The organism is Litorilinea aerophila (assembly GCF_006569185.2).
GTDB classification, from domain to species: Bacteria; Chloroflexota; Anaerolineae; order Caldilineales; family Caldilineaceae; genus Litorilinea; species Litorilinea aerophila.
The window spans coordinates 14,366-29,911 of record NZ_VIGC02000038.1 but is presented as its reverse complement, the minus strand read 5'-3'; the positions used below and the strand labels follow the sequence as shown (position 1 = coordinate 29,911).

Here is a 15,546-nt window from a genome sequence, read left to right as displayed (position 1 = left end):
AAGACTTCGTTCACCCGGCGTCAACGGAGCGCTCCTCCACCCCTGCCATGGCCTCCTCCACGTACGGGTAGGCCAGCCACACGGTAGCCACCCCGAAGAGGGCACCCGTCACCGTGCGCAGCCACCAGTTGCTCTCCCGCAGGCCAACCAGTTGGGTCAGGCCGTCGATGGCCATGGGGATAATCAACAGGAGGTACACTCGCCAGGGCAACGGCGCCAGCCGGCGGCGCAGCAGGACAAAGAGCAGGCCGGCCAGCCAGATGGACCCGTAAATGGCCACGTCCCGTTCACAGATGGCCACTTTATAGCCAAGCGCCGGGTTGCCCACGAAGCGACGCTGTTCCCACAGGCTCAGGCCCGGCGCCATGCCGCCAGCCTGGAGCTCGGGCTGCAGGGGCGTGGGATGGGCGCCGAACAGGAAGTAGCTGTGGTCGGGCAACTGGTGGCAGACGAAGGAGTAGAGGCTGTAGAGGATCTGGGCCGGCCCCACCAGGCCCAGGTGCATCAACACCGGCGCCAGCAGCGCCAGCCCCAGGTACAATCCCCAGGCCATGTTGAAGAGGGCCAGCCAGTGGCGGGCGATGGCCGCCACCAGCCATTCCACAGTGGCGACGACCCGGGATTCCCGGGCCACTGCCACCGCCTGCTTGGGGGACTCGTCCTGAAGGGTCACCGTGTATTCCCACTTTCCTGCGCGGCCAGCAGCGCCTCCCGAAGCTGTCCACGATCGTGGGGCGGGTAAAGGAGGGGACCGTTGGGGATTTCCAGCACGGGGATCAGATAGCGGAAGCGCTCGTAGAGCGCTGGATCCTCCAGGATGTTGCGCTCCACCCACGTAAAGTCTACCTCCGCCTGCAGCACTGCCAACTCCGCCTTCAGCTCGTCACAGAGGTGGCAGTCCGGCTTGCTGTACACGAACACTTGCATAGCTGTGAGTGAAGCCTCCCCCGATACGAGATGGTCCTGGGCCATCAGGCATTGAGGAGATACTTTTCCCCAGACCGGATTAGGAGCGGGAGCCGCCCACCGCGGCGCCGCTCAGGTAGCCGATGTAGGCCGGCACCAGGGGCAACACGCACGGGCTCAGGAAGCTGATGATGCCGGCCACGAAGGCCAGGGGAACACCCACCGAGAGGCTGGCCCCGATGATGTTGCCGCCCACGCCGGAAAGGGCCGAGACCTGTTCCTCCAGGGAGAAGACCCAGTCGTTGAGGAAGGTGAAGCGGGTGGTCAACAGCACCAGGCTGTCGGTCCACAGCAAATAGGCCACGTAGAAGAGGAAGAGACCACTGGCAATACTCACCACGTTGGCATGGCGGTTGATGCGCCGCAGCAGCCGGGTGGCCGAACTGAAGGCGGCCCCCGTCACCAGAAAGGGGATGCCCAACCCCAGGCTGTAGACGGCCAGGAGCAGCGCCCCCTGCCCCACCGTGGCGCTGTCCCCGGCCAGGAACAGAATGCCGGCCAGGATAGGGCCGATGCAGGGCACCCAGCCAGCGCTGAAGGTCACCCCCAGGAGCAGGCTACTGGCATAGCCCCAGCGGGGGTTCACCTGGTGCATGCCGGCAATGCGCCGCTCGTTGTAGAGCAGGGTGTTCAGGCCATCCAGCAGGCTGACCAGGGCGGCGGCGGCCGGATTTTGGTCCAGATCCACCCGCTGTCGGATAAAGCGACTCAGCCAGCCGACAAAGCCGATGGTGGTCAGGCCGAACAACATCAGCAAAATCGCGCCCAGCCGGGCAATCCCGGGCATGTAGGGCTCCAGGCCGTAGCCCAGCAGGCCCGCAGCCGAGCCCAGGAAAGTGAAGACCGCGCCAAAACCCAGGACAAAGGCCACCGCGTGGAAAAAGACGACCAGGCGACGCCCTTCCCCCACGACAGGACGGGCACCGGCCGGCTCCACGGCCACGTCAGCGCTTCGACCCTGTCCCGTTACAATCTGTGCCATGCCATACTCCTCTGTCAACCACCAGGCCGCACATTATCCTGGCTCCGCTACAGAACCACAGCCTTGGACTTGGACCGATGATTGAAATCACCGGCTGATACTTGCATCGTCACTCTACCCCGCCTGCCGCTTCGCTGCCGTAAGCCCCCCTACGGCCAGGGGACTTCCAACGCCGTCTATCCGCCGGCAGGCTCAGGCAGAGGGAGCGTTTCGTCGTCCCTCGGCCAGGCGCTCCTCCAGCATGCGTAGCTCTTCCTCCAACGCCCGTTGCCGCTGGCCCACGTAGACCAGGTAGAGGGTGACCAACAGCCAGACCCCGATCATGGCAGCCGCCAGGTAGGTCATGTCTCCAATTCCTCCCGTAGTTCTTCCAACCGATCCGCCAGCCGCAGTTGGCGCCAGCGCAGCCACATCAGGGCGACGTACAACACCAAAAAACCCACCATGGCGATGCTCAGGGTCTGGGACATGGTGGGGCCGATGGTCTCAAAATCACCCTGGGCCTCGGGATTACTGCCGCCAAAGACCACCGGGTGGATGGAACGAAACCAGCGGGCGCTGTAGTAGGTGAGGGGCACGCTGAGGAAGGCGAAGACGGCGTAGATGCTGCCGAAGCGTGCCCGGGTGTGCCGGTTGTCAATGCCGTTGCGGAAGAGCAGATAGGCCACGTAGAGCAACACCGTGATGGTCGCCGTAGTCAGCCGTGGATCCCAGGTCCAGTAGGTGTTCCAGGCCGGTTTCGCCCAGAAGATCCCCGTCAGGATGGTGCCACAGCCGAAGAGGGTCCCCACTTCCACCCCGGCCTGGGCCACCCGATCCCAGTCCAGGCGACGGGTGAAGAGATAGAGCCCACTGCCCACCAGGGAGCAGAGGAAGCCGGCCAGGGCGCCGATGTTGCAGCCCATGTGGATGTAGAAAATGCGCTGGGCGATCTGTTCATCGCCGGCCAGGTTGACCGCCGGGCGGGCGTACAACAGCGCCGCCCACATGACCAGAGCCATGGCGCCCACGGCGGTCAGGTTCAGCAACAGGGCCGCCACATCCCAGCCGGTCAGGCGGCGGCGCATGGTTTTGGACGCGGTAACGGTGCCCACAGGTTATGCATCCTCCCAGATCAGGTCAAAGACCACAAACGCGAGGGTGAGAAATATCATATCGTAGATGGCCAGAATGGCCAACCAATGTCGATAGTCGGCAAAACTGCGTCCATCCAGGCTGGCCACGGTCAACCCCACCCCGGCCACAAAGACCGGCACCATCACCGGCAGCAGCAAGATGGGCAGCATGGTCTCCCGGGAACGGCTGCTGGCCGTCAGCGCGGCGAAGAGGGTGCCCACCGCCACATAGCCCAGGGTGCCCAGCAACAGCCCGGCCAGGATGCCCGGCCGAAACAGGTTCACGTCGAAAATGACCAGCATGACCGGCAGGAGCATCCCCTCGGTGGCCAGCAGAAAGGCCAGATGAGCCAGCACCTTGCCGAAATAGATGGCGCTCCGATCCACCGGCGCCAGCAGCAGCCCGGCCAGGTTTCCCCGATCCACCTCGCTGCCAAAGCTGCGATGCAACCCCAGCACCCCCCCGAACAGGAGCACACCCCACAACACGCCCGGCACCACCATCTCCGCTTGGGGCACGCGCAGGTCAAAGGCCAGGCCAAACACCAGCACGGCCAGCACACTGAAGGCCGACATGGTGCTGAAGATCTCCTTGGCCCGCACCTCTGCCCGCAGATCCTTGTGGGCAATGGCCCAGACCTTGCGCCAATAGGCCGCCACGCCGCCGCCGACCCGCATCTGGACCGGGCGCAGGGAGACCGTAGCCTGGGAAGCTACGTCGGGGTGGGTTTGTTGAGGCGGTGCAGAGACGTTCATGATACCTGGTGGGCACGCCGGTACAGCTGCCGGAGCCTGGCCCCGTCCAATGCAGCGGTCGATTCCTGGAGCACAATTTTACCACCGGCCAGCAGGCTGACAGAATCGGCCCACTCCACCGCGCGGTCCAGGTTGTGGGTGGAAAGGAGGATGGCCCGATTGGTGGCGCCCAGGCGCCGAATCAGGCTGTGGAGCATCTGGGCGCTCTCCTGGTCCAGGCCAGTGTCTGGCTCGTCCAACAAGAGCACCGGGGGATCGTGGAGGATGGCCCGGCCGATGGCCAGCCGCTGGACCATGCCCCGGCTGTAGGTGCGCACCGGATCCCGCCGCCGGGGCCAGAGGTCCACGGCCCGCAACACGGCCTCGATGCGCTCGGCGGGCTGGAGCAGGTCGTACATGCGGGCAAAGAATGTCAGGTTCTCTTCGCCGCTCAGATGTTCGTAGAGAAGGGGCGCATGAGTGACCAGGCCGATGTAGCGCCGCAACTCGTGGCCAGCCTGGCGCAGGGAGACGCCGCCCAGGATCACCTCGCCCTGCTCCGGTTTGGCCAGGCCGCTGACGATGCGCATGAGGGTGGTCTTGCCCGCGCCGTTGGCGCCCAGCAGGGCCATGACCTCGCCCTCGGCCACCGACAGGTCCACACCCCGCAGGACCGCCTTGCGACCAAAGCGTTTGTGGAGGTTGCGCACCTGGATCAGGGGAGCGGCATCCCGACCGCTAGACGTCGGCGCGGCCATCGTCCCCCTCATCCCAGGCGCTCTCCTCCGCCAGGATGGACCGGGCCCGCTCGGCCAGGGGTGCCGGTACCAGCACCTTGCTGGCCGCGAGCTCTCCCGTGGTCAGGCCATAGATGGTGCCCAGGGCTTCGCCCCGGATGATGGCGGGGATTCCTTCGCTCTCCAGGCGTCCCTGGACTATCTGGGCTTCCATGCGGTTGGCGGCCTCCCAGACCACCACCGGTTCCTGCTCCGAGCCACCCCCGGTGGTGGTACCGGCCGTTTCTGCAGCGTCCAGGGGCTCCGCTGGCCTTTGCCATCCCTGGCGCAATTTTTGCAACCACCCGGAGAAGAATCCCGCATCTGTGGCCATGGTTTTTGTGTCCGCTCCCATCCTCGCATGCGCAGCCCCAGGAGGAAGCCCACTGGAGCTGCGCATCGTGCCCATGGGTTGTCCGGTCGACAACCCGCGACTCAACAGTCCTACTCAACGGTGACGGTGATCTCGTCCCGGTATTGCTCGCCCTCCAGCGCCCGGTGGGCGCCATCGGCGAACTGGAGGCGCAGCACATGTTCACCCGGCTCCAGGGTCAGCTCCGCCTCCAGGGAGCCATCGCCGAAGTGGAGATGGTGCTCGTCGCTGGGGATCACCTCCCCCGCCGGGATGAAGTCGGTGTCGATCAGGATATGCATGTGGCCGGCGCCCGGCACCACTTCACCCGCAGGCTGGACCTCCAGCCCCTCCACCCCCATCACCACGGTGAACGTCCGGGGCACGACGGCGTGATCGGCCGGTTCCACGAAGAAAACCCGCCCCGTGGCTGCTTCAGGGGTGGCCGTCGCCTCCGGGGTCGACGCCTCGGTCGATTCAGATGCGGCCGTGTTCCCATGGCCGGCATCCTGGGCGGGTAGGGTCGTGGGCGTCGCCTCGGAGTTCGGGTTCAGGGCATTTGATTCAGGGAAGGCCAGGGTCGGGATCGCCGTGGGCGTGGCCAGGGGTTTCCGAACGCCCAGGCCGCATCCCCCCAGCAAGAGCGCCATGACCGCGACGAGGAGGACGCTCAGGGGGCGGTGGATGCGGCGATGGATGTTGTGGTTGCGACGATGATAGGACAATGTCAACATGCTCATGATCCTTCTACGTGGGGCCGATTCCCGGCGCGCCAAAGCCACGGCTTGACGCCGGGCAGGGACGGGTCGGCCGAACTATGAATGAAACGCTTTTTCTCCCACAAACGGATTGAAGACTCGCTCGGTTCCGATGGTGGTCGCGGGGCCATGGCCCGGATAGACGGTGTAGTCGTCCGGGAGGGTCAGAAGCTGTTCCCGGATGCTCCGGAAGAGGGTGGGGCCATCGGCGCCGGGCAGGTCATAGCGGCCGATGCTGCCCTGAAAGAGGGTATCGCCCGCGAAGACCTGCCGGTTCTTGTGGTCCACAAAGACCACATGGCCGGGCGAATGGCCAGGGGTGAAGCGAACTTCCAACTGCTCTTCGCCAAATTCGATGAGCTGGCCATGTTCCAGGAACCCGTCGGGATCGCCGATGGGGTCCACCTCGGAATCCAGCCAGAGGCGGGCCCGCTCTGGCACGTCCCGCAACACCGGCAGGTCGGCCTGGTGAAGGTAGAAGGGGGCACCGGTGGCCTCCCGCACCGGGTCCACGGCCAGCACGTGGTCCAGGTGGGCGTGGGTGTTGATGATCTTCTCGATGGTCAGGCCCGCTTCCCGGACCAGACGCAAAATCGCCCGAGCATTGTCGCCCGGGTCCACAATCACGCCGCGGTGGGTCTTCTCACAGCCCAGGATGTAGCAGTTTTCCTGCAACAGGCCAACGGTGAGTCCTTTGACGATCATGATTGGTTGCAATCCTCGGCGGGTACGGCGATGGATGAAACGGTGGCAGAAGCCCGGGCGCGACGGCTCTCCGGCCCACAGAGCCAGCGGTTGCTCCAGTCGATGATGGCCTCGATGACGTCCCGCAGTTCACAGCCCATTTCGGTCAGGCTGTATTCCACGTGGGGCGGGATGGCACTCACCTGAATCCGCCGCACCAGGCCTTCCTCCTCCAGCATCTTGAGGCGGCTGCTCAGGGTGCTGGGGTTGACCCCGCCCAGCGCCTCCTGAAGCTCGCAGAAGCGCCGGGGCTCACAGTCCAACAGGTGGTGGACGATCTGTAACATCCACTTCTGGCCGATGATCCGTGCCGCCTCGTCTACCGGGCACGGCATGGGCTCTTCCTGCAATTCGCTTCCCTGGCCGCAGCCCTCGATCTCAGCCTGGATGGTTGTCCTGTCGTTTGATGTTGCCACGTCTGATGTCGCCACGTCAGCCCTCGTTTACCCAACATCTCTGATTCGAAACACTCTTCAAAAAATATGCTATATCAAACGTAGTACTATGTCAAACTGAAGCGCACCCCTGCCCATCCAGCCGCCGGGCAATTCAGCGGGGCAGTGGGCTCAACCGGTAGAGGTCGCCGGCCACGGTCAGGATGGGGCGTTCCCGGCTGCCGTCGTAGGGCAGGTCGAACTCCCCGCGCACCAGCTCACCGGCCTGCCACTGGCCGGTGGGATACAGGCCGCCGGCCAGGGGCGCGGTCAACACCTGCTCCCCGAGCCGAAGGGTGAACTGGAGGTCCGCCGGCCAGTCCGCCGGCAGGGGCGAAGGTGCCTGCCAGAGGAACGTAAAGTGCACCAGATCCCCCGGCTGGATGGGCGCCTCCGGCTGGTGGGAGAAGCCCTTGCGGTGCAATCCATAGCCCACCAGCCGGACAGGGCCCAGGACGATGTCGCTGCGATGTTGCACCGGCAGGATATCCGACGGGATGGGCCGGGCCGCCCGCTGCACGTGGACCTCGCCCAGCGCCATGTGGTCGCCCTGGGGGCCGGCCAGCCGCCGGCCGGTCGCCGGGTCATACATGGCCACGATGAGCCGATAGACCCCTGGCGGTGTCCCCGGGGGGATGGTCAGGCCGTGGTTGTCCACGTAGGTGGTGCCCGGTTGCCAGGTGTCGGTGGGCTGAGAGCCGCCGGCCGGTTCACTGTCATGCTGGGCAATGACCTGGCTGCGCGCGTCCAGAAGCTGGACCGTTACCTTATAGCGGGCCGCGGGCGGCGCTTCGGCCTGCCAGCGCAGCCCCACCAGCGCGACGTCCCCGGCGGCCACCTGCTGGGGGACCTGGGGCTGGCAGAGGCCCGTCAGGGTGATGCCCCCTTCCAGGGCAGCCGGCGGCTGAAGGGCAGTGCAGGTCAGGCGGTTGGGCAGGGTGTAGACGACGAAACGCAGGTTGCCCTGCCAGCTCTCCAACCCTTTGAACGCCTGTTGATCCAACCAGCGCTCCACCAGGCCATCGGGGTCGGCCTCATCGGTGGCCCAGAAGAGGGCGAAGACCTGCCGGCGATCCGCCACGGCTTCCGCCAGGGTGGCCAGGGTAGCTTCCGGGTCCGGCGGACGCTGCTGGGGCAGGGCCAGGACGGGAAAGCCCGGGTCGTAGTAGGCCCACACCTCCTGCTGGCCAGGCGCGTCCAGCAGGACCAGGTCCTGGGCTGGATCGCCCAGGGCAGCCACGTAGCGGGCCACGCCCGCGTAGTTGTCCCGGGCCGTGGGGTCGCGATAGTAGCCGGGCAGGGTGAGGGCGGCCAGGGCCAGCCCGCCGGCGGCCAGCAGGGCCATCCCCGGCCCAGGTCGGCGGGGCAGGAGCCAGGCTGCCGCCGCGGCCAACAGGCACCAGGCCGGCGCCATGGTGAGGAGAAACTTCAGAAAGGCCTCGCTGAACAACCCCAAGCCGAACATCAACGCAGGCGGTGCCGCCAGCCAGAGGCCCAGGGCCACAGCCTGCTCCCGCCGTCGGAGGGCCCACAGCCCCAGGAGGGGCAACAGGCCGGCTGCAACGAGCCAGGGCCAGGTGGGTTCTGGCGTCTGGCGCAGGGGGCCAAACAGCAAGGTTTCCAGCAGCATCTGCAGGCCCTCGCCCAGGCCGATGGGCACACCGCCTTTGGGCCACTGGCGGACCCGGCTCAGGGCTGTGGGTAGCCAGGGCAAGAACAGGGCCAGGACAACGGCGTTGAGCCCCACAAAACGGCCCAGATCTTGCCAGCGCCGGGGCGCTCCTTGCCACCAGTGCCAGAGGTAGGCCAGGCCGGCCGCGGCCAGGAGCACGGGAAAGCTGTAGTGCAGCCACAGGCCGATGGCGCCGGCGGCCACGTACCCCAGGGCCACAGCCCGGGGGGACCCCCTGCCCGCCGGTGCAGCCATCAACACCAGGAGCGCCCAGAAGAGGCCGGTGCCGGCCAGGGCCAGGGCCATGTACATGCGAGCTTCCTGGCTGTAGTAGACCAGGAATGGGTTCAGCGCGGCCAAAAGGAGGGCCAGCAGCCCCAGACGGCGCCCCCCCAGCAACACGCCGATCCGGTAGATCCCGTAGAGCAGGAGCGTCCCCGCCAGCGCGGAAAAACTGCGCAGGCCGATCACGTCCGCCCCAAAGGCCAGGGTCCACAGCTTGAGCAGCCAGTAGTAGCCCGGCGGGTGGATGTCCGCGGCGGCGTCCTGGGCAATGCGGGCAAAACTGCGCCCCATGAGGGCCCAGGTGTTGCCTTCATCACTCCACAGGCTGGAAGCATCCAGTCGATAGAAGCGCAGGCCGGCGCCCAACAGCAGCAGGAAAGCCAGCAGGGCGGGTTCCAGCCAGGCCAGGCGTGGGCGGGACCGGCCGGCGCTGGCTTGCATCTCAGCCATCGGGCACCGTGCCATTGTGGATGAAATCCTTCATGGCCTGGTAGACAGGCTGGGGGGTAAAGTCCGGGGCCAGGAGCTGGAAGTAGGCCTCTGGCTGGCGGTTGGCCAGCCAATCATCGCTGGCCCGCTTGAGATACCAGGTGGCGGCCACGCCGATCCAGGGCCACTCTTGAATCACCCGGCGGTAGGCCAGGGGCAGGTAACGGGCCTGCTGCGCCAGGCTGACCCGGCCGTAGCGGGGTTCCACATCGGGCGGGGCCGCATTCCAGTTCATCTCCGAGATCCAGATGGGCTTGTGGGCGTCGCCGTTTTTGACCATCAGATCTCGGATGTAGAGGTGGCGGCTGATGTTGATGACCCGGGGGTGCATGCGCCGGTCGGTGGGGCCAGACCAGAGCCCGTAGCCCTGGACGGCCATGATGTCGAAGTAGGGCGCAGCGCCCGCGTCATACATGCGCTGGAGGAAGAGGAGGTCGCTGAAGTTACGGCCGGCGTGGACGGTGCCGTCCAGGTCGATGGTAGCGGCCAGTGCGCCAGCGATGATCACCACGTCCGGGTCCGCCGCGCGGGCGGCCGTGGCCCCGGCCTTCAGCAGCTCGGTGTACGCTTCTGGGCTGACGGGCTGCTCGCCCCATTCGGGATAGATGTTGGGCTCATTCCAGAGCTGGTAGTAGCGGACCCGGCCCTTGTAGCGGCTCACCACTGCGTAGACGAAATCGGCAAAGTCCTGGACATCGTCGGGAGGGGCGTAGGTGCCCACGGCGTCCCCTGCGGCCCGGGTCCAGGCCGGCGGGTTGCTCAGGCGGACGATGAGCTCCATGTGGTATTTTTCCGCTAGATCCACGATGTGGTCATACTTCTCCCAGGCCGAGCGGTAGGGTTCGTGGCGTCGGTCCTGGAAGTCGCCCTTGCCGTGGATCTCGATGTCCTCCCAGGGGAACTCCTGGCGCAGCCAGTGGTAGCCGGCGGCGGCGGCCATGGCCACGGCCTGTTCCCGCTTGGCCGGCTCCACCTCCTGTTCCAGGAAGACGTTGATGCCGAAGGGGTTGACATCCGTGTGGTCCATGGGTGCATCTGGCGCCAGGGAGAGCCGGGGCCGCAGCCAGCCCCCCGCCAGGTCGGTCAGCCCTTTGACCTGCGCGGTGAACGCTTCCTCTCCAGTCTGGTACCAGAGCCAGGCCCGCACCGGCGGCAGCTGGAGGATCAAAAGGGTCAGCCCACCCAGAAGGAGCAGGCTGACCCACAGGATGGCCGTCTGTTTGACCGCGTTTTTCATCATCAGCGTTCTCGGCAACCCGGTCGTGCCAAGATGCGAGACCTGGGTCACTGGAGCCGAATTTCGGCCGAGGTATTTGCGCCCGGCTGCCCTACGAGTCGAAGTCGATGACCGCCTGCTGACACTTGCCGTCACCGGCCTCGCCGTCGGTGTGGACGTGGGCGATCTGGGAGATACGGTTGCCGCTGGCGTCCACGATCCAGAAGTACCAATCGCCCTCCCGGGGGCCGTCGGCCTTGAGGATGTGGGAGTAGAAGCCGGTACGCCAGCCTGGATACCCCTCGTGGGGACCGGACTGAACCGTGGCCACGATGGGCCCATCCGGCGCGTAGCTGAAGGCAACCCGGTAGCCGTTCACCGGCTGGCCGTTCTTGTAGGTGGTGCCCTCCACGTAGGTCACGCCAGCGTTGGGCGCACATCGCTGCAAAATGGCCCGGTTGAACTCATAGGTTGGCTGGGGCGGCGCCTGGGGCTGAGGCACCGGCGTGGGCGTCGGCGGTGGCGGCACCGGCGTGGGCGTCGGGGGCGGCGGCGCGGGGATGTTGGCCGCCACCGCGACGCTCTCGGCGTTCTCGGCAGTCACCAGTTCTCCGAAGACCCAGCCGTTCTGGCCGTTGTAGTTGATCTGCCACCAGGTACCCTCTGGATTTTTGCCGGTGATGGGGTATCGCTCCCCCGAGTTGGCAGTGCCGATGATGTTGTAATTGATGCCGGGCCCACCCCGCACATTCATGTTAGTGCCGATCACTACCTCGGCAGGGCGGGTGGGCGGGGGCTCCGGCGTGGGTGTATCGGTGGGCGGCAGCTCGGCCGGCGGCGGCGGTTCTTCCACCGCCGGTGTGGTGGCGACGGGCGCGGGATTGGGCGCATTGGCTACCGGCGGCGCCGCTGGCGTTGGCGTGAAAGTGGGAGCCGGCGTCCGGGTAGGCAGCGGCGGTTCTGCCGGCTGTCCACATCCGGCCAATATCCAGGTCAACAGGAGTACAGCTCCCCACCCAATTGTCTGTCTCACTTTGCTGCTCATGACCATCCCCTGGCATATCCCCCTACCGGGGCCAATTCCAAATTGTGCTCGTTATAGGCTCTCGCAAGTTGCGGAGTATAGCATACTAAAGTTGGACGACCAAACCGGCGGGGGAGTTCCGGACGTATCCAGGCCCGCGGCCAGGCTTGCCGCCGCACGGCCTCGACAGACAGACAGCTCCATGGCTAAGACATAACCGACCGGGCGCGGGAAAAAGCTGCGCCAACCAAAGCCCGGGTGCGGATATCCTGGGCCGTGGTATACCCGGCGGCGGATGATCGCGCCCTCAGCGGCTGCGACGGCCCCGCCGCTGGGCACTGCTCTCCTGCTGGCTGCGGCTTCCCCGGTAGCCGGGGGCGATGATGCCGCAGAACTGGCACCGCTCGGTGTCGAACATGCGGGTGCGCAGCCAGGGTTCGATCCGCTCCGGCGGAGAACTGGTGGTGATCACCGTGGGCAGCAGCGCGTTGTAGCGGTAGTTCAGGAGCTGGAAGAGCTTCTCCCGGGCCCAGGGCGTGGCGCTCTCCGTCCCCAGATCATCCAGGACCAACATGGGAACCTTTTTGATCTCGTCAAAACGGCGGTCGTAGGGGGTGGTGGATTGGGGGCTGAATGCGGCCCGCAGATGGTCCAGCAAGTCCGGGACCACGATGAACATCACATCGCCCTGGGCGTGCTCCACCTGATAGTTGGCAATGGCCGCGGCCAGGTGGGTCTTACCACAGCCGTAGGTGCCGGAGAGGACCAGCCACCCCCGGGGCTCCTGGGCATAGTTCTGACAGATGGCGAAGACCTTCTGCAGGTTGAGCCGCTCTTCGCCGCTCAGGTCATTGCGCCGGGGGTCAAAATTCTCAAAGCGCTGATCCCGGTGGAGGTTGAGGGTGCTCAGCTCGCTCTGGCTGGCGTTCCGGCCCGTGCGGAAGTCCGGGGCCAGGATGTGAAAGTGCTTGACCAGGCTGGGGTCGGCCAGCCGGCTGCGCAGCCGGGGCTCCAGCTCCTCCAGCCGCTGGTTGGTGGTGATCACGGTGGGCAGTTGTGCGTTGTAGCGGTAGTTCAGGAGCTGGAAGAGCTTCTCCTGGGCCCACGGCGTGCTGCTCTGGGTGCCCAGGTCATCCAAAATCAGCAGGGGCACCGTGCGCAGCTGCTCGAAGAGGCTGTCGTAGCTGACCTCACTCTGGGGGTTGAAGGTGGCCCGCAGGTGATCCAGGAGGTCCGGCACGATCATGAACAGGACCGCTTCCCCCTGGGCCAGCCGGGCATTGGCGATGGCCGCGGCCAGGTGGGTCTTGCCGCAGCCGTAGGTCCCCGTGAGGAGCAGCCAGCCTTCCGGGTTTTGGGCGAAGTAGACACAGGTGTCGTAGGCCCGACGCAGGTTAAAGACCTTGTCCGGCGGCAGGTGGGCCGGCTCTGGAATGAAGCGCTCAAAGGTCAGGTGCTTCAACGCAGCCAGGTTGCTGGTGGTCTGGAGGCGGCGCAGGCGCTTTTCCAGGCGGGCCTGGGCCTGGCAGCGACAGGGCACGGCCTTACCAAAATCCGGGTGGCCGATAGGCAAATCCGGCACCACGTAGCCGGTCCCCTTGCAGATGGGGCAGGCGTCCTCCTGGGTTGCCGCCGGACGGCGCGACCGGGAGGTGGCCGGCTCCTGGCCGGACGATTCAGCCGAGGATGATGTCGGAGTATTCATCGGGGATGTAGTTCTGCCGCCGCTGTGCTTGAGAATCTCGGCCAGAGACTTCATGGCGCTCGTTATCCTTCCCTTCCGTCGCCCACCGCTTGAGGATGGCCTGAATGTAACGCAGGTTGCGTTTGTTGCGGCCGATGGCGATCTCAAAGGCCTCGTGAATCCAGTCGGGCGGGTAAGTTTTCTCCAGATCCCGCAGCTGATCGGCCAGCAAGGGGGTGAGCATCCCGATATTCTGCTCGTAGAGGACGAAGATATTGGGTCGCTCCACCTGGAGGCGGGCCTCCTCGGGAATGGCCGATTTCAATTCGTGCAGGCGCCCCTGGCGGATGAGCGCGATGGCCTGCCGGCCCTTGACGGTGTTCATGAAATACCAATCTTCGGTCAGAGTCTCCCCCTGGCTGTCCCCTTCGTCCAGGTCGGTGACGATTTCCAGGCGCAACAGGGTGTTGCGGGCCACGCAGCGCTCCAGGGCATCCTCCAGCGCGGCCAGGGGAGAGCGGAGGTCCGAGTCCAGGTTGAGGCTCTCCAGCAGGACGGGATCCCGGCGCAGGTCATCGCCTCGCAGGTAGCGGTACTCGCCCTGTTGTTCGTTGAGCAGCCAGAAGCAGTGGAGGGTCAGCTTCAACTCGGCCAGATCATCGATCTGGGGCAACAGGTCCGTGAAGAAAAAATCCGGGATCACCACCGGCCGCATTTTGGCATCGGGAAACCCCACAAAGCCGCTTGTCTTCTCCGCCATGACGGCTCGTCCCCCTCCTCAAGCGTCCGAATCATCCAACATGTCATCCAACAACATGTCATCCAACAACATGTCACCCAACATGGTGCCACTTTTCGCGATGGAAGCATTATACCCCGTTTTCAAGCTGTCGGGAAGCGGCTCGGATTTTCGGCAGATTTTCAAAAGACTTGACGCAGGCACTGGTGGAATGCTATACTTGCACATGCCTGGACCACACTGGACTCGACTGGCTTTACTCGACTGGCTTTGAAGTGTCCCCTGCTGGAATCCAACGTACAATCGATGAGGCGCAATCGATGAAATGCCATGCAGCGCCGAATGTGAAACGCCGCCCCGGTGGGGCGGCCAGTGTGTGTCGGAGGTCCGGGCACCAGATTCGTTCAACGGCTTACCGGACAACGATTTACCGAACCAAGTAGCGAAGGAGTTGCAAGATCGCGCGCAGGACATTTTACAAAGACTCTGCACAGGATTCGACGCGTGTTAACCGGGCCATCCGTGCCCGGGAAGTACGCGTGATTGGCCCCGATGGGCAGCAGCTGGGCATCATGTCCGCCCGGGAGGCGATAGCCCTGGCGGAAGAGCAGGAGCTGGACCTGGTGGAGGTTGCGCCCAATGCGGACCCGCCCGTCTGCCGCCTGATGGACTACGGCAAGTACCTGTATGAACGCCAGAAGCGGGAGCGAGAATCTCGGCGGGCGCAAAAGCAGATCGAGGTGAAGGAGGTTCGCCTTCGCCCCAAGACCGACGAGCACGACATCCAGGTCGTCCTGTCCAAGATCCGAAAATTTGCCAAGGAAGGCGCCAAGATCCGGGTTCGGGTCCGCTTCCGGGGACGAGAGATCTACCACCCAGAGGTGGCCCAGCAGCTCATGGAACGGATTGCCCGGGACGTGGCTGACGTGGTCACCGTGGAATCCCGGCCGGTCCTGGATGGGCGCAGCATGGTGATGGTCCTGGCACCGACGACCTCGTGATGTCTGGGCCATCTTGCCCGGTTTCAGCTCAGGCAGATACCCCGGAGTTTTGTGCTGGGGCATGACGCGGCTGCCAGGGGCAGGTAACACCCGGCAGCTCCCAGCCTGGCTGCAGATCGGGCAGTGTCCAATTTGGGTTTTGTCGAGCGATCCTGTACAATGAGAAAGATTGTCAAAAACGGGCGCTTGCCCGTTTTTGTGTTGTCTTTTTGTGTTGTGCGTCTGGTTCGCGGTCTTTACCTGTCAGCCAGGGTCCCAGCGAACTCTCTCAGCGAAATCACCGCCGGCTCAGACGGCGAGTTTGACTGAAACCAGGAGGCCATCATGCCAAAGATGAAGACCCACAAGGGTGCAGCCAAACGTTTCCGGCTCACCAAGCGGGGCAAGCTCATGCGGATGAAAGCGGGCCGCAGCCACCTGCGCCGCAAGAAAAACAGCAGCACCATCAGCGACTATCGGCACACTGTCCCCAGCACGGTCAAGAGCCAGATCAAACTGGTGAAGACCGTGGCCGGGAAGGCTGCCCAGGAATAAATTCAGGGGTCTCAGGCGTGAACCCAGTCTTTTGGCCTGT

At 65.1% G+C, this 15,546-nt stretch carries 17 protein-coding genes and 2 pseudogenes; 2 read left to right on the top strand and 17 right to left on the bottom strand.

Features of this window, described 5'->3' with window-relative positions; genetic code table 11:
* Positions 1 to 10 precede the first annotated feature (10 nt).
* The 17 genes and pseudogenes from FKZ61_RS24350 to FKZ61_RS21025 form a co-directional block, all read right to left on the bottom strand.
* A complete protein-coding gene (locus tag FKZ61_RS24350) occupies positions 11 to 673 on the bottom strand; it encodes a DUF2085 domain-containing protein (RefSeq protein ID WP_141612128.1) in 663 nt (220 codons plus the stop codon).
* Entirely contained in the window at positions 670 to 927 is a 258-nt protein-coding gene (locus FKZ61_RS21100; protein WP_170200109.1) for a glutaredoxin family protein, read from the bottom strand. Before FKZ61_RS21100 ends, FKZ61_RS24350 begins: the two co-directional genes overlap by 4 nt.
* Positions 928 to 1,033: 106 nt before the next feature.
* Positions 1,034 to 1,129, bottom strand: a pseudogene (locus tag FKZ61_RS24545) (cytochrome c biogenesis protein CcdA); the annotation flags it as partial.
* Between the two features lie 135 nt (positions 1,130 to 1,264).
* Positions 1,265 to 1,561 (bottom strand): annotated as a pseudogene (locus FKZ61_RS24600) (cytochrome c biogenesis CcdA family protein); the annotation flags it as partial.
* A gap of 579 nt (positions 1,562 to 2,140) precedes the next feature.
* Positions 2,141 to 2,293, bottom strand: a complete 153-nt coding sequence (locus FKZ61_RS21085; protein ID WP_141612125.1) for a CcmD family protein — start codon at positions 2,291 to 2,293, stop codon at positions 2,141 to 2,143.
* Complete coding sequence (locus tag FKZ61_RS21080) at positions 2,290 to 3,042, bottom strand: cytochrome c biogenesis protein (protein WP_141612124.1); 753 nt, start codon at positions 3,040 to 3,042, stop codon at positions 2,290 to 2,292. Before FKZ61_RS21080 ends, FKZ61_RS21085 begins: the two co-directional genes overlap by 4 nt.
* A gap of 3 nt (positions 3,043 to 3,045) precedes the next feature.
* Positions 3,046 to 3,819: a heme exporter protein CcmB gene (locus FKZ61_RS21075; RefSeq protein ID WP_141612123.1), complete on the bottom strand. Its 774-nt coding sequence runs from the start codon at positions 3,817 to 3,819 to the stop codon at positions 3,046 to 3,048.
* Positions 3,816 to 4,568, bottom strand: a complete 753-nt coding sequence (locus FKZ61_RS21070; RefSeq protein WP_141612122.1) for an ABC transporter ATP-binding protein — start codon at positions 4,566 to 4,568, stop codon at positions 3,816 to 3,818. Before FKZ61_RS21070 ends, FKZ61_RS21075 begins: the two co-directional genes overlap by 4 nt.
* The gene (locus FKZ61_RS21065; RefSeq protein ID WP_170200107.1) at positions 4,537 to 4,908 is read right to left on the bottom strand and encodes a putative signal transducing protein; all 372 of its coding nucleotides are present in this window, start codon (positions 4,906 to 4,908) and stop codon (positions 4,537 to 4,539) included. The genes FKZ61_RS21070 and FKZ61_RS21065 overlap by 32 nt, the downstream gene beginning before the upstream one ends.
* Positions 4,909 to 5,018: 110 nt before the next feature.
* On the bottom strand, positions 5,019 to 5,660 hold the full coding sequence (locus FKZ61_RS21060) for a DUF4399 domain-containing protein (protein ID WP_211358675.1): 642 nt from the start codon (positions 5,658 to 5,660) through the stop codon (positions 5,019 to 5,021).
* An 81-nt stretch (positions 5,661 to 5,741) separates the two neighbouring features.
* Positions 5,742 to 6,389, bottom strand: a complete 648-nt coding sequence (locus tag FKZ61_RS21055; protein ID WP_141612120.1) for an MBL fold metallo-hydrolase — start codon at positions 6,387 to 6,389, stop codon at positions 5,742 to 5,744.
* Positions 6,386 to 6,844 carry a winged helix-turn-helix transcriptional regulator gene (locus FKZ61_RS21050; RefSeq protein WP_211358674.1) on the bottom strand — a complete coding sequence of 153 codons (459 nt, stop codon included), beginning with the start codon at positions 6,842 to 6,844 and terminating at the stop codon, positions 6,386 to 6,388. The genes FKZ61_RS21055 and FKZ61_RS21050 overlap by 4 nt, the downstream gene beginning before the upstream one ends.
* A 133-nt stretch (positions 6,845 to 6,977) precedes the next feature.
* Positions 6,978 to 9,269 (bottom strand): glycosyltransferase family 39 protein, encoded by a 2,292-nt coding sequence (locus FKZ61_RS21045; RefSeq protein ID WP_170200105.1) that lies wholly within the window; start codon positions 9,267 to 9,269, stop codon positions 6,978 to 6,980.
* Positions 9,262 to 10,548: a cellulase family glycosylhydrolase gene (locus tag FKZ61_RS21040; RefSeq protein ID WP_170200103.1), complete on the bottom strand. Its 1,287-nt coding sequence runs from the start codon at positions 10,546 to 10,548 to the stop codon at positions 9,262 to 9,264. The genes FKZ61_RS21045 and FKZ61_RS21040 overlap by 8 nt, the downstream gene beginning before the upstream one ends.
* 88 nt (positions 10,549 to 10,636) lie before the next feature.
* The gene (locus FKZ61_RS21035) at positions 10,637 to 11,569 is read right to left on the bottom strand and encodes an SH3 domain-containing protein (RefSeq protein WP_229964344.1); all 933 of its coding nucleotides are present in this window, start codon (positions 11,567 to 11,569) and stop codon (positions 10,637 to 10,639) included.
* A gap of 286 nt (positions 11,570 to 11,855) precedes the next feature.
* Entirely contained in the window at positions 11,856 to 13,253 is a 1,398-nt protein-coding gene (locus FKZ61_RS21030) for an ATP-binding protein (RefSeq protein ID WP_211358673.1), read from the bottom strand.
* Positions 13,225 to 13,992 (bottom strand): DnaD domain-containing protein, encoded by a 768-nt coding sequence (locus FKZ61_RS21025; protein ID WP_141612116.1) that lies wholly within the window; start codon positions 13,990 to 13,992, stop codon positions 13,225 to 13,227. Before FKZ61_RS21025 ends, FKZ61_RS21030 begins: the two co-directional genes overlap by 29 nt.
* Before the next feature lie 437 nt (positions 13,993 to 14,429).
* Here FKZ61_RS21025 and infC point away from each other — a divergent pair, with 437 nt between their 5' ends.
* Complete coding sequence (gene infC, locus FKZ61_RS21020) at positions 14,430 to 14,972, top strand: translation initiation factor IF-3 (RefSeq protein ID WP_141612115.1); 543 nt, start codon at positions 14,430 to 14,432, stop codon at positions 14,970 to 14,972.
* A 324-nt stretch (positions 14,973 to 15,296) separates the two neighbouring features.
* Entirely contained in the window at positions 15,297 to 15,506 is a 210-nt protein-coding gene (gene rpmI / locus FKZ61_RS21015; protein WP_141612114.1) for a 50S ribosomal protein L35, read from the top strand.
* Positions 15,507 to 15,546: the final 40 nt, after the last annotated feature.